Here is a 13,467-nt window from a genome sequence, read left to right on the forward strand (position 1 = left end):
TCGACTGTAGACCCCGCCGAGCGACCGCGGTGCAAGACTGCGCTCAGGCAATCGGAACCTCGCCGGCGCACGCGCGACAACATCGAGGGCCGCTGCCCCGAACTGAAGGGAGAAGTGCATTGGATCGTGAAACCTACCAGCGGGGGCTTGACATCCGCTCCGAGGTGCTGGGTGAGGAATACGTCAACCGCGCGTTGGCCAACGCGGATGACTTCACCGGTCCCCTGCAAGACCTCGTGACCGAATACTGCTGGGGTGCCGTGTGGGGCCGGGAGGAACTGCCAAGGAAGATCCGTAGCATGCTCAACCTGGCGATGATCTCGGTTCTCAACCGGCCCAACGAATTGCGTACGCACGTCAAGGCGGCACTGACCAACGGCGTCACCCGCGAGGAGATCCGCGAGGTCTTCCTGCAGGTGGCCATCTACGCCGGCGTGCCGGCCGCAGTCGACAGCTTTCGCATCGCGGGTGAGGCGTTCGCCGAACTGGACCGGGACTAGGGACGCAGCATGGAGATCGGATTCATCGGGCTGGGAAACATGGGCCTTCCCATGGCATCCCGCCTCCTCCGGGAAAATCACGACGTCGTCGCCTTCGACACTCGCGGCGACGCGCTCGAGCGCATCGTCGCCCTCGGCGCCCGCCCGGCGTCGTCGGCCAAGGAGGTCGCCGACCGCGCCGAAACGGTGCTGGCCAGCCTGCCCACCCCGGGCGTGTCGCTAACGGTGGCGACCGGTCCGGCGGGCGTGATCGAGGGCGCACGGGTGCGGCGCTACGTCGACTTGTCCACTGTCGGTAGCCAAATGGCGGTGCGAATCCACGCAATGCTGGCCCGGCGCAACATCGTGGCGATGGACAGCCCGGTCAGCGGCGGCGTCGGCGGGGCGGATAAAGGGACCCTGGCGCTCATGGTGTCCGGCCCGCGCGACCAATTCGACCTCGTGCGAACCACGCTCGAAGCACTGGGCCGGCCGGTGTATGTCGGCGACAAGCCCGGCGCGGCGCAGACAATGAAACTGGCGAACAACATCTTGGCGGCAAACGTCTTGGCCGCCACCGCCGAAGTCGTCGTGATGGGCGTCAAAGCCGGCCTCGATGCCGGCGTGATGATCGAGGTGCTCAACGCGGGATCGGGTGCGACGAGCGCGAGCCGCGACAAGTTCCCCCGCGCGATCCTGCCGCGCACCTTCGACTACGGCTTCGCCACCGGGCTGATGCTCAAGGATGTGCGTCTCTATCTCGACGAAGCACGGGCGCTGGGCGTGCCCGCCGAGGTCGCCGAGACGGTCGGCCGGCTGTGGGAGGCGCTCGCCCGTGACGAGGGGCCCGACTCCGACTTCACGGCGGTGATCAAACCGTTGGAGCGGGCCGCGGGTGTGACGGTCGGCGGACGATCGGATTAGCCCGTGGCCGTGGCCATCGGGGCGACGAGCCCCGCAGTTCGCGTCCGTCGTAACGCGGAGAATGATATTATCCGGAATGAAGAACCATACTTGCTCCAACGACCGCGAAACGCCCGCCACCAGCGACGATGATTAAACGAAATGCTTACCGGAAACCCGTTGATGGATCACCGACGAAAATGTTAGATTGGCTATCATCTGACCTCGCGCGGACGGCGTTTGCCGCCGCAGCCGAAGGGTGGCTTTCGTGATCACACACGCCGACGGAACCAGCACCCCGTTGATCGACGCGAGCGTGCACATCTTCTTTCCGTCGAACAAGGCCCTGCGCAAGACCCTGCGCGAGCCGTTCAAGAGCCGCGGCTTTCCGGACTACGAGATGGACTGGTACGGCGCCCCCGGCGGTGAGTACGCGCCCAACACCGAGGGCCCGGACCGCCAGTACCCGGGTTCGGATCCGGATTTCGTTGCCAATGAACTGTTTTCGAAGCGCGGCGTCGATGTGGCGCTTCTGCATCCGATGGCGCGCGGCATCATGCCGGACCGGCACCTGGGCAGCGCCCTGCACGCCGCGCACAACGAGATGATGGTGTCGAACTGGCTAGAGTCCGGCCAGTTCGGCGAGCGGTTCCGCGGCACCATCCGGGTCAACCCCGACGACATCCCCGGCGCGCTGCGCGAGATCGAGCGGTGGCGTGCGCACCCGCGGGTGGTCCAGATCGGCGTCCCGCTGCAATCCCGCGAGTTGTACGGCAAACCGCAGTTCTGGCCGATCTGGGAGGCTGCCGTCGACGCCGGATTGCCCGTCGCCGCGCACATCGAGGTCGGGTCGGGCATCGCGTTCCCGCCGACGCCGAACGGCAACACCCGCACCTACGAGCAGTACGTCAGCTTCATGGCGCTGAACTACCTGTATCACCTGATGAACATGATCGCCGAGGGTGTGTTCGAGCGGTTCGATGGCCTCAAGTTCGTCTGGGGCGACGGCGCCGCCGACTTCATCACGCCGTTCATCTGGCGGATGGACACCTTCGGCCGTCCGCACCTGGAGCAGACGCCGTGGGCACCGCGGATTCCCAGCGACTACCTGCCCGGTCACGTGTTCTTCGTTCAGGGCAGCCTCGACGGACCCGGCGACGTCGAGTTCGCCGGCGAATGGTTCGGCTTCACCGGCAAAGACGACATGGTGATGTTCGGGTCGAGCTATCCACACTGGCAATGCGGCGATGTCAGCAAACTGCCCAGCGCGTTGTCCGCCGAGCAGCGCGAGAAGCTGTGCTGGCGCAACGCGGCGCGGCTCTACGGCATAGACATTCCCGCCGGGGTGGGCGCACAGTAGAAGTATCGCGAAAGACTGAGGAGAGCCAGATGACGTTGACCCATTCGCAGGAGCGGGTTCCCGCTACCGAGCGCATAGCCGTCCGCTGCGTCGACTCGGATGTCCACCCGGCCCCCAAGCGCGGAGAGCTGCTCCCGTACATCCCCGAGCCGTGGCGCAGCAAGTACTTCCTCACTCGCACGGTTGGTGAGCAGATCTACTACGACGCACCCGACTACGCGCACTCCTACGCGATGCGCGTGGACTCGTTTCCGGCCAACGGCGAGTTCCCCTGCAGCGACCCGGATTTGGCGTTTCGCCAGCTGATAATGGAGGCCGGGTCCGACATCGCGATCCTGGAGCCCGCGGCCTATCCGGCGCGCATTCCCGAAGCGCAGCATGCCATGTCGGCCGCGTTGAACGACTGGCAGGCCAATCACTGGCTGGACAGCCACAACAATTGGCACGAGCGGTGGCGGGGCTCGATTTGCATCGCGATCGAGGAGCCGGAGGAGTCGGTCCGCGAGATCGAGCGCTGGGCCGGGCACCCCTTCATGGCGCAGATCCTGATCAAGGCCGAGCCGCGGCCGTCCTGGGGCCACCCGAAGTACGACCCGATCTGGGCGGCCGCCACCAAGAATGACATCACCGTGAGCTGCCACCTGTCGCGCAGCCAGTTCGACGAGCTGCCGATTCCGCCGGTGGGATTCCCCAGCTACAACCACGACTTCATGGTGACCTACTCCCTGCTGGCGGCCAACCAGGTGATGAGCCTGATCTTCGACGGCGTCTTCGACCGGTTCCCGACGCTGCGGATCGTGTTCGTCGAGCACGCCTTCAGCTGGATCCTGCCGCTGATGTGGCGCATGGACGCGATCTACGACGCCCGCAAGTCGTGGCTCGACATCAAGCGCAAGCCGTCCGAGTACGTCAAGGACCACATCAAGTTCACCACCCAGCCGCTGGATTATCCCGAGGACAAGACCGAGCTGACCCGCGCGCTGGAATGGATGGAGTGCGAAAAGATCCTGCTGTTCTCCTCGGACTACCCGCACTGGACGTTCGACGACCCGCGCTGGTTGGTCAAGCACCTGCCCAAGCACGCCCGCGACGCGGTGATGTACAAGAACGGCATCGCGACCTATCACCTGCCCGAGACCGTGCCGGTCCTCGAGGGTCAGACCCGGGTGCTTTGAGTTGACGGAAGAAACCAAACGGCCCGAGCCCCGTCTCGCCCAGGGCCGCGAGCATGTTGTCGCCACCGTAGACGAAATCCCGCCGGGCACACACAAACTGGTGCCGATCGGGCGCCACGGCGTCGGCGTCTACAACGTCAACGGCACCTTCTACGCCATCGCTAACTACTGCCCCCACCAAGGCGGCCCGCTATGTTCGGGACGGGCCCGGGGGCGCACCATCGTCGACGAGACCGCGCCGGGCGACTCGGTCATGGTGCGCGACCTGGAATACATCTACTGCCCCTGGCACCAATGGGGTTTCGAGCTGGCGACCGGCACGACGGCGGTCAAGCCGGAATGGAGTATTCGCACCTATCCGGTGCGCGTCGTCGGCAACGACGTTTTGGTTCAGGCCTAACCACAGGAGAATCGGGTGCCTTCTATTGAGATCAACGGGGGAAATGTCGTCTACGAAATCCTCGGTGACTCTGGCGATCTCATTGCGCTGACGCCGGGCGGCCGGTTCAGCAAGGAGATCCCCGGCCTGCGCCCGCTCGCCGAAGCGCTGGCCGCGGGTGGCTACCGGGTGCTGCTGTGGGACCGGCCGAACTGTGGTGCCTCCGATGTGCAGTTCTACGGGCAGAGCGAGTCGCATATGCGCGCCGAGACGCTGCACAAGCTGGTGACCGGCCTGGGCTTCGAGCGCTGCATTCTGGCCGGGGGCTCCGGCGGCGCAAGGGATTCCATGCTGACCACCATGCTCTATCCCGAGATGGTCACCAAGCTCGTGGTGTGGAACATCGTCGGCGGCACCTACGGCACCTTCGTGCTCGGTTCGTTCTACATCATTCCCAGCATCCTCGCGGTGCGCGGCACCGGCATGGACGGCGTGATGAAGGTGGCCGAATGGCGTGAGCGCATCGAGGAGAACCCGAACAACAAGCAGCGATTCCTCGACTTCGACAAGGATGAATTCCTCAAGCTCATGCTGCGTTGGCTCAACGCCTTCGTCTCCAAGCCGGGACAGACGATTCCGGGGGTCGAGGACGAGATGTTCGATCGGATCAAGGTGCCTACGTTGATCATTCGTGGCGGCGAGAACGACATGGATCACCCGAAGCGGACGTCGCTGGAAGTCAGCTGCCTGATCAAGGGATCGAAGCTCATCGACCCGCCGTGGCCCGAGGATGCGTGGGAGCGCGCGTCCGAGGACCGTGCCGCGGGCCGGGTGCAGCACTTCAACATGTTCGACACCTGGGTGCAGGCGGCGCCCGCGATCCTGGAATTCCTGGGTTCGTAATGGCGCTAGACGGTGCGGATGTGGACCTCACAATTCAGCGACGCCTCCAGCGCCGTGTGCACGCGGCTTTCCGGAATCCGTTCGAGGTCGGACTCGCGCAGGGTCACTCGGACGATGTCGAAACCGTCCTCGCCCGGCGTGCGCTCGATGTCACCGGTGAGCCCGAATGCGGACAGGACGCCGTGCGCGTCGTCGTCGGTTCCCCGGCTGACGAAGGTGACCACTCCCGCAGCGGGATCAACGCCGAATGCTCTGGCGCACAATCCGATCGCGGTGGCCTTGGCCGTGTCGGCGTCTTCGGCCGCGATGAGCAGTTCCAGTTCGCGGCGGGTCGCGGGCCGCGATGCGAGGTCATTGTCGACCACGTCGGCGCCGGCCGCGGCTACCAGCTCGAGGAGGGCCGCCATGCCGTCGCGTAGTCGTGCGGGCGTGAGCACGCTTTCCGGGTCAACGTTGACACGCACCACCGCAGTTCGCATGTGCGCAAGCCTAACTAACACGATGGCAGGCCGGCCGTGAACACCACTCAGTCCACCACCATCGCCACCGCGACGTTGCCCGGATGCACGCCGCGGCTGTTGAGCGAGCACGCCCGCGAGGATCTGGCGTCCTATCGCAAGCTCGGTGGCTACCGCCCGCTTGGCGACGCCGATGAATTCTTGACCGAAGTCGAATCCAGCGGCCTGGTCGGCCGCGGCGGTGCGGCGTTCCCGCTGTCGGTGAAGCTGCGGTCGGTGCGCGACAACGGACGACTGCTGGGCGTCCCCGTCGTCGTGGCGAATGGCGAAGAGGGAGAACCGGCTTCGGTCAAGGACCGTTGGCTGTTGCGCAATCGCCCTCACCTCGTCCTGGACGGACTGCGGCTGGCCGCGACGATCGTTGCCGCCGACCGCGCCTACGTCTACGTGTCCGACCAGGAATCGGCACACAGCATCGAATCCGCGCTCGGCGAGCTGGATCCCGGCGCGCTCGGCGTCGCCGTCGACCTGCGCACCGTGGCGCCGGGGTACGTGGCCGGCGAGGAGACGGCCGCGGTGCGCGCGATCAACGGCGGCCCGGCCAAGCCGACGGACAAGCCGCCGCGCCCCTTCGAAGCCGGCGTCGATGACCGGCCCACGCTGGTGAGCAACGTCGAGACCCTGGCCAACCTGCCCTACCTGCAGTCCCACGGATCGGCCGATTTCCGGTCGCAGGGCACGACGCTGTCGTCGGGCACCTTCCTGGCCACCATCACCGGGGGCGGGCGACCTCCCGTCCTGTATGAACTGCCGCTTGGGCTGCCGTTCACGGAACTGCTTGCCCTGCACGGTGTTCCGGCCGACCGGGTGCGCGGAGCACTGATGGGTGGTTACTTCGCCGGTCTGCTCAACCGCTCGGTGTTGGAGACCACCCTGGACCACGAGACGATGCGACGGGTCGGCAGCGGGCTGGGCTGCGGCGCGATTTCGATCCTCATCGAGGACTGTCCCGTCGCGGTGGCCGCATCCGTGCTCGCGTACTTCGATCGCGAAAACGCCGGTCAATGCGGATCGTGCTTCAACGGGACGGCGGCGATGGCCGCGGTCGCCGGCGCACTGCGCGATGGCGCCGCGACGGCGGCAGACGTGGAACGGTTGCGCCGCTGGTCGGTGCTGCTGCGTGGACGCGGTGCGTGCGCAACGCTGGATGCCGCGACCAACGTCGCTGCCAGCCTGCTCGATCAGTTCCCGGACGACGTCGGTGCCCATCTCGACGGCACTTGCCCGGACTGCACCCGCGGTGCGCTCCGCGCGGACCGTCCCTACGAGGCGGAACCTGTGAGGCAAGCATGAAAATCCGGCTGGATCGCACCATCTGTGACGGCTTCGGCATCTGCGCCAAGCACGCGCCCGGATACTTCTCGCTGGACGACTGGGGATACGCATCGCTCATCGGGGACGGCACGGTGGCGGAGGCGGATCGCGACGCAGTCATGCGGGCGCTGCTCGACTGCCCGGTGCACGCCATCACCGAAATCGGCCAGCGCACCTCCCGCGCTTCCCAGCCGCCGTTGGCCGACACCGAGGACCCGGCCGAGCACCTCAAAACCGAAGAGAACGAGGCGGAGTGGGGATTCACGCGCTGAGCCGTCCGCGCTCCGGGGAGTAGTGCCGTGCAGCTCACCTTTGACGCCGACGTAGAAGCGTTTCGCGCGGAGTTCGTCGGCTTCCTCACCGAACACCTGCCGACGCAGGCCCAAGCCGCGCAGCGCCCGTCGTCGACCTCGCACGTGCCCGAATGGTCGCGCCGCTGGCAGCGACTCCAGTTCGACCACGGATGGCTACTGCCCGGCAACCCACCGGAATTCGGTGGTCGCAACGCAAACATCTTGCAGCAGTTCGTACATCGCGAGGAGCTGTCGCGACGCAGAATCTACCACTGCTTCAATCCCCAGGGCGTCGGCATCATCGCCGCGTCGCTGTTGTCCTTCGGCACCGAAGAGCAGAAGCGTCGCTGGGCCGTCCCCATCCTGCGAGCCGACATGACCGCGTCCCTGGGAATGAGCGAGCCGGGAGCCGGCTCCGACCTGGCCGGGCTGCGGACGAAGGCCGAATTGGTCGGCGATGAGTTCGTGGTCAATGGGCAGAAGGTGTGGACCTCCGGCGCCCATGATGCCGACGTGATCCTGACATTCGTTCGTACGGACCCGAACGCTCCGCGGCACAAGGGAATCAGCGCGCTGCTCATCCCGACCGATAGTCCCGGGCTGGTGCGTCGCCCCTTCCCCTCGGTCTATGACCGCGACGAGCTGGACTTCAACGAGGTGTTCTTCAACGACGTCCGGGTGCCCGTGGATAACCTGGTCGGGCCGCTTAATGGCGGGTGGCGGGTCGCCAACGGCTCGCTCGGCCACGAGCGCACCCTGATGTGGATGGCGTTCGCCAACCGGCTCGAGCAACTCCTCGAGGACTACCGGCCCAGCGACGAGGTGAATGCGGACTACTACGCCACGATCGTGATGGACTACTACGCGCTGCGCCTGCTCGGTTCGGCCGCGCTGGGCAAAGCGGCTCGCGGCGAGGTGGACGTGGCGGCGTTGTCCGCGCTGAAGGTGTTCGGCTCGGAGGCCGAACAGAGCGCGCTGCGACACGCTCTGGATGCCGCCGGGGCCGATGGGCTGCGCGACAAAATGCTCACGGCCCCGTACAACCCTTACGCCCCGGATCTTTTCACCGCCAGCTGGTTCGCGCGCTACATCAGCAGCTACGCGGGCACCATCGCGGGCGGCACGTCGGAGATCCAGCGCAACATCATCGCGCAGCGCGTCCTCGGTCTGCCCTCGCGGTGATCACAACGCCGGACACAGCGACGACAGAAACTGCTGAGTTCGGCGTCGCGAGTTGATTCGCTCGTCAATGTCCTTGCCCAACGGGACGATTCGCACCGCGAGGTCGGTGACACCGGCATCGCGGTAGCGGCGCAGCCGCTCCAGGACGGCCACCTCGTCGCCTGCCGCCATGGTGTCGCCGACGTCTTCGGCGTCGCCGTGCTGCAGCAGGCGCACGTAGTTCGGCGAGAAGTCTGCGTGTCCGAGCACCTCGCTGGCGTAGCCGCGAGCCTCGTCCGCCTCGCTATTGGAGCAGAGCGCGACGGGAATACCGGCGACGATCCGGGGCGCGGGGCGCCCGGCCCGGGCGGCCGCCGCGGTGAGGCGCGGAACGACGTGGTCGGCGATGGCGCGCTCGTCGGCCATCCACAGCACGGTGCCCCCGGCCCGCTCGCCGGCGAGTTGCAGCATCGTCGGCCCGAGCGCCGACAACAGCACCGGCACCTCGAAGGCGTCGGTGACGTCGACCGGCGAATGGACGCAATAGTTTTCGTTGTCGACATCCACGGTGCCGGGGCCGGCGAACGACGCGAGGAGCACGTCGAGATAGTCACCGATCAGGCGCGCCGGGCGGTCATAGGGCAGCCCCAGCTGGGAGTTGACGATCCAATGATGCGAGGGCCCGATGCCGAGCGTGAACCGACCGCCGCACGCGACCTGGGTGGTCAGGGCTTGTTGCGCCATGATCATCGGATGGCGAGTCTGAATCGGTACGACCGCCGTTCCGATCTCGATGGCCTCGGTGGCCTGCCCAATCAGCGCCACGGCGGTCAACGCGTCGAGATAGCCCGGGACCTGGGGCATCCAAAACGCGGTGAAACCGTCGCTTTCGGCGGTCACCCCGTCGTCGATCAGGCCGGCGAGCCGATCGGCGCGTGACCGCTCTTTGTCCGAGCCGACCATCAAGCCGATGCGCATGCGGCCCCTTCCCTACGGCACATAGCGATCCCACTCGTAGGGGACGACCGCGAAAAATGGTGCGGCGAACAATGCTTCAATGCCCGGTTCGGCCCAGCGGGCCTCGAGTACCGGTCGCAGCCGCTGCGCGGTGGCGATCGGGTCGTCGTCGAGAAAGCAATACGTGATCGTCTGGTTCTGTGGTGCGCTGGCCAAACTGGCATCGACCCGGCGAGATACTGCGGACCAGACCCCGGCGACGCCGTCGACGTCCACCAGTGGGTCCGGCGACGACGGTCCCCGCTCGACCAACAGGAACGCGCCCCGCACGGGCAGCCAGGGCAACACGTCTGACCCGATCCTGACGCGCGGCGCGGCGGCTTTGCGTTGCACGTCGTACACGCCGCGCTCCACCGGCGGCAGCAGCGGGAGTTTGCGGCCGGCATTCCCCAGCGCCGTGGACAGTTCGTTGAAATCGTGCAGTCCGGCAATGTCGGTGAAGAAGTACGTCATCACGTGGTCGACCGCGTTCAACGGCCCGTCGCTCACCGCGCGAGCCGAGCGGCAGGCCGGCGTGGACACCAGCCGCAGCGAGGCGCGCACCGCGCGCAGGCGGTGTTGCTCCGGACGGTGATCCAGGCTGTGCCAACGCAGGTACTCGGCGTCTTTACCGTCGGGATGGCGGACCGCCATGGAGACGAACAGGGTGGTGATCTCGCCGCTACCGGCGGCACGGATCTCGGGGACCTCGTCCGACGGCGTGCCGGGAAGATGCATGGCGTTGAACCTCAGGCTCTCGTCGAATCGTCTTGATACAATTGGATTTCTGGATGGCGAGCCGCGATCATGCGCCGAAATCCCACACGCCAGGGCACCTTCGTGCGGCCGAGCACGTCGTGCATGTGGGTGACGTCCGGCCACAGCGGGGTGTGCGCCTGAGGCGTGTACTCGAAGATCGGCTCGACACCGACCAACTCACCCATGAAGGCGCAGTACTCCTCCACGCTGACGGTTTCGCTGCCCGCCCAGTTCACCACGACGGGCGGTGTCGCGGCGACTTCCATCGCGCGGATGCCCAGCTGTACGTAGTCGTCTTCATAGATGGGGTTGTAATTGTTCGGCTTGTCGGGATGCAGCCGAATGGGCTTGCCCGCCAACATCGCGTCGAGACGGTCTGCGGGCGCGCCGCCCTGTGGGCCGTACGTCGAACAGATCCGGATGATGGTCAGCGGGATGTGAAAGCGCCTGGCGATCCAGGTGCACACCGCCTCCGCGGCCACCTTGGAGAAGCTGTAGTTGGCCCGCAGTGGTGCCCCCGGCGGATCGGTCTCGGTAAGCGGTCGTCGGCCCTGGTAGGCGTAGATCGAGCCGGTGGAGCAGAAGACGAAACCCTTTGCGGCGCGGCAATGGTAGAGCAGTTCGCCCGACGCCTGCGCGTTCGTTTCGACGCACTGGATCCAATCATCGGCGCCCGGGTCCACGGCGGCGTGGAAGACGTAGGTGAAATCGTCTGGCAGACCGGAGAAGTCGCCGGCGCCGACGTCCAGCGCGACCGGTCTGATCGCCGCGTCCACCAGTTTTTGCCGGGCCGCGGGTTCTTTCAGGCGGGCGGCGCCCCACACCTCGTTCCCTGCTGCGGCCAAGGCACGCGCGATCGGAAACGCGATCTTGCCCGTCGCACCGGTGATCAGGATCTTCTCTGCGTCGAGCAACCCGTCCTCCGAATATTAAGTACTTGATACCGCGTGGCGCGAGCATAACTCCCGGTCGACGGAAAACGCCACGAGACGCCGCGTTCGGTGTCGTGTCGTCCTCCAACGAACGTCACCTGGTCGTGGCGGTAGCAACGGAATAAGCTGGACCAGGCCAGGCTCGAATTGGCCCACCGGGAGGCCCACCATGAGGTGGTTATTTGGTCGCCTGACCGCGGTTGTCGCGGTCGCCTTCATGGCGATGGTGGTTGCGGTGATCGCGACGCCGGCGATCGGCTCGGCGCAGTGCGATCGCAACCTGTCGTTCAATGTGTCGACGTTCGAATGCAAACCGCGACCGGCCCCGCCGCCGTGGTACGCCGTGCCGCCGGCATATTCGCCGGCATTCGCGTCGGACGTGCCGCCGCCGCCGCCTCGGCCGGCGTGGTCGCCGAACGAACCGATGTGGAGCGTCGGCTTTCACCAATGGGGCGCCTATTTCGACGGCGTCTGGGTGCCGTACTGACCGGGGCCGCCCCACCTCACCGAACCCCGCAACGCGTCTGGATCGCACCTGCGCTAAGTGATAACGTAATTCTCCGATTTGCATAATGGCCCTACCAGGCCGGCCGTGCGGACCCCCGGAGGTGACGTGTCAGCAGCACCCGGACGGCCGCTGCCCCTGATCACGCAGGACAACGAATTCTTCTGGACGTCGGGCGCCGACGGCAAGCTGCGCCTGCAGGAATGCCAGAGCTGCGAATCGCTGATCCATCCACCCGCGCCGGTCTGCCGGTACTGCCGGTCCCGCGACATCGGCGTGCGGGCGGTCTCGGGCCGGGCGACGCTCGCCGGCTTCACGATCAACGAGCGGTTCAGCCTGCCCGGACTGGCGGCGCCCTACGTGATCGCGCAGGTGGCTATCGCCGAGGACCCGCGGGTCCGGTTGACCACCAACATCGTCGAAAGCGATGTCGATCGGCTGGAACTCGGACAGCAGGTCGAGGTCGTCTTCGAGCAGGTCGAGGACGTGTGGTTTCCGTTGTTTCGACCCTTGCGGGCGGGAGGGACCGATGCCGACGAACCCGGTGAGCTGCCGGTCGACGAGATCGCGCCGGAACGTTTCGGTGAGCACGTCCGGCCGATGCTGACCGCCGAGAAGTTCGAGGACAAGGTCGCGTTGACCGGAATCGGCGCGTCGCCGATCGGTCGCCGGTTGATGCAGCCGCCGCTGGCGTTGACGGTGCAGGCGTGTGAAGCGGCCATCGCCGATGCCGGCCTGACATTCGCCGATATCGACGGTCTGTCCACCTACCCCGGCGCTCTCAACGTGGCGGGCATGGGCGAGGGGGGCACCACCGCCCTGGAGGCCGCATTGGGCATCCGGCCGACTTGGCACAACGGCGCGATGGAAACGTTCGGGCCGGGTGGCTCGGTGATCGCCGCGATGCTGGCGATCGCCGTCGGGCTCGCGCGGCACGTGCTGTGTTTCCGGACGGTGTGGGAAGCCACCCACGGCGAGCTGATGAAGCAGGGCAAGATCACCCCGGCCCATGGTTCAGCGGGCCGAATGTCGGGCTGGCAGATGCCATTTGGTGCCACGTCGGCGGCGCACACACTGGCGATGAACGCGCAGCGGCACTTTCACCGGTACGGCACCCGCAAGGAGACGCTGGGCTGGATCGCGTTGAACCAGCGCGCCAATGCCGAACTCAACCCGACCGCCATCTACCGCTCCCCCATGACGATGGACGACTACCTGGGCGCGCGGCCCATCACCACGCCGTTCGGCCTATACGACTGCGACGTGCCGTGCGACGGCGCCATCGCCGTCATCGTCTCGGCCGTCGACGCAGCAAGCGACCTGGCCAAGCCGCCGGTATTGGTGGAAGCGGTGGGAACGCAGATCGTCGAGCGACTCGACTGGGACCAAAGCACCCTCACCCACGAGCCGCAGGTCCTGGGCCAGGCGGCGCACGTATGGACGCGTACCTCGCTGCGACCCGCCGACGTCGACGTGGCCGAGCTGTACGACGGGTTTTCCTTCAACTGTCTGTCCTGGATCGAGGCGCTGGGCTTCTGCGGAATCGGTGAAGCCAAAGACTTTCTGGACGGCGGGAAGAACATCGCGCGCGACGGGCAGTTGCCGCTCAATACGCACGGCGGCCAACTCTCGCACGGCCGCACCCACGGCATGGGTCTGCTGCACGAGGCCATCACTCAGCTGCGCGGCGAGGCCGGTGACCGCCAGGTCGCCGGTGCCCGCGTCGGTGTGGTCAGCAGCGGCGGCCTGACTCCTAGCGGCGTGCTCCTGCTGCGGGCGCCGGAATGAGG

Annotated in this window: 15 protein-coding genes; 11 read left to right on the forward strand and 4 right to left on the reverse strand. The window is 66.6% G+C overall.

Annotation, left to right across the window (positions count from 1 at the left end; translation table 11 throughout):
* Positions 1–119 precede the first annotated feature (119 nt).
* The 6 genes from DQP58_RS01095 (at position 120) to DQP58_RS01120 (ending at position 5,199) form a co-directional block, all read left to right on the forward strand.
* Positions 120–500: a carboxymuconolactone decarboxylase family protein gene (locus DQP58_RS01095; protein WP_112706678.1), complete on the forward strand. Its 381-nt coding sequence runs from the start codon at positions 120–122 to the stop codon at positions 498–500.
* A 9-nt stretch (positions 501–509) separates the two neighbouring features.
* Positions 510–1,403, forward strand: a complete 894-nt coding sequence (locus tag DQP58_RS01100; RefSeq protein ID WP_112706679.1) for an NAD(P)-dependent oxidoreductase — start codon at positions 510–512, stop codon at positions 1,401–1,403.
* Between the two features lie 247 nt (positions 1,404–1,650).
* The gene (locus DQP58_RS01105; RefSeq protein ID WP_112706789.1) at positions 1,651–2,742 is read left to right on the forward strand and encodes an amidohydrolase family protein; all 1,092 of its coding nucleotides are present in this window, start codon (positions 1,651–1,653) and stop codon (positions 2,740–2,742) included.
* Between the two features lie 29 nt (positions 2,743–2,771).
* Entirely contained in the window at positions 2,772–3,917 is a 1,146-nt protein-coding gene (locus DQP58_RS01110; protein WP_066864369.1) for an amidohydrolase family protein, read from the forward strand.
* A 1-nt stretch (position 3,918) separates the two neighbouring features.
* Positions 3,919–4,317 (forward strand): Rieske (2Fe-2S) protein, encoded by a 399-nt coding sequence (locus tag DQP58_RS01115; RefSeq protein ID WP_064882584.1) that lies wholly within the window; start codon positions 3,919–3,921, stop codon positions 4,315–4,317.
* Positions 4,318–4,332: 15 nt separating this feature from the next.
* Positions 4,333–5,199 carry an alpha/beta fold hydrolase gene (locus DQP58_RS01120; RefSeq protein ID WP_112706680.1) on the forward strand — a complete coding sequence of 289 codons (867 nt, stop codon included), beginning with the start codon at positions 4,333–4,335 and terminating at the stop codon, positions 5,197–5,199.
* A 5-nt stretch (positions 5,200–5,204) separates the two neighbouring features.
* Here DQP58_RS01120 and DQP58_RS01125 read toward each other — a convergent pair whose 3' ends face one another.
* The gene (locus tag DQP58_RS01125) at positions 5,205–5,678 is read right to left on the reverse strand and encodes a hypothetical protein (protein WP_112706681.1); all 474 of its coding nucleotides are present in this window, start codon (positions 5,676–5,678) and stop codon (positions 5,205–5,207) included.
* 36 nt (positions 5,679–5,714) lie between these two features.
* On the opposite strand from DQP58_RS01125, the gene DQP58_RS01130 reads away from it, so the two are divergent.
* From DQP58_RS01130 to DQP58_RS01140, 3 genes are read left to right on the forward strand one after another with little or no spacing between them, the layout of a single operon-like run.
* Positions 5,715–7,010 (forward strand): NADH-ubiquinone oxidoreductase-F iron-sulfur binding region domain-containing protein, encoded by a 1,296-nt coding sequence (locus DQP58_RS01130; protein ID WP_112706682.1) that lies wholly within the window; start codon positions 5,715–5,717, stop codon positions 7,008–7,010.
* Entirely contained in the window at positions 7,007–7,303 is a 297-nt protein-coding gene (locus DQP58_RS01135) for a ferredoxin (protein WP_112706683.1), read from the forward strand. The genes DQP58_RS01130 and DQP58_RS01135 overlap by 4 nt, the downstream gene beginning before the upstream one ends.
* A 27-nt stretch (positions 7,304–7,330) precedes the next feature.
* A complete protein-coding gene (locus DQP58_RS01140; RefSeq protein ID WP_112706684.1) occupies positions 7,331–8,506 on the forward strand; it encodes an acyl-CoA dehydrogenase family protein in 1,176 nt (391 codons plus the stop codon).
* Here DQP58_RS01140 and DQP58_RS01145 read toward each other — a convergent pair whose 3' ends face one another.
* From DQP58_RS01145 to DQP58_RS01155, 3 genes are read right to left on the reverse strand one after another with little or no spacing between them, the layout of a single operon-like run.
* Positions 8,507–9,463: an LLM class F420-dependent oxidoreductase gene (locus DQP58_RS01145; RefSeq protein ID WP_112706685.1), complete on the reverse strand. Its 957-nt coding sequence runs from the start codon at positions 9,461–9,463 to the stop codon at positions 8,507–8,509. It lies immediately after the preceding gene.
* Positions 9,464–9,475: 12 nt separating this feature from the next.
* Positions 9,476–10,219 carry a hypothetical protein gene (locus DQP58_RS01150; RefSeq protein WP_112706686.1) on the reverse strand — a complete coding sequence of 248 codons (744 nt, stop codon included), beginning with the start codon at positions 10,217–10,219 and terminating at the stop codon, positions 9,476–9,478.
* An 11-nt stretch (positions 10,220–10,230) separates the two neighbouring features.
* A complete protein-coding gene (locus DQP58_RS01155) occupies positions 10,231–11,154 on the reverse strand; it encodes an NAD-dependent epimerase/dehydratase family protein (protein WP_112706687.1) in 924 nt (307 codons plus the stop codon).
* Between the two features lie 187 nt (positions 11,155–11,341).
* Here DQP58_RS01155 and DQP58_RS01160 point away from each other — a divergent pair, with 187 nt between their 5' ends.
* On the forward strand, positions 11,342–11,659 hold the full coding sequence (locus tag DQP58_RS01160) for a hypothetical protein (RefSeq protein WP_112706688.1): 318 nt from the start codon (positions 11,342–11,344) through the stop codon (positions 11,657–11,659).
* Between the two features lie 126 nt (positions 11,660–11,785).
* Positions 11,786–13,465, forward strand: coding sequence for a thiolase C-terminal domain-containing protein (locus DQP58_RS01165; RefSeq protein WP_112706790.1), 1,680 nt, complete (start codon positions 11,786–11,788; stop codon positions 13,463–13,465).
* Positions 13,466–13,467: the final 2 nt, after the last annotated feature.

The organism is Mycobacterium colombiense (assembly GCF_003284975.1).
GTDB classification, from domain to species: Bacteria; Actinomycetota; Actinomycetes; order Mycobacteriales; family Mycobacteriaceae; genus Mycobacterium; species Mycobacterium europaeum_A.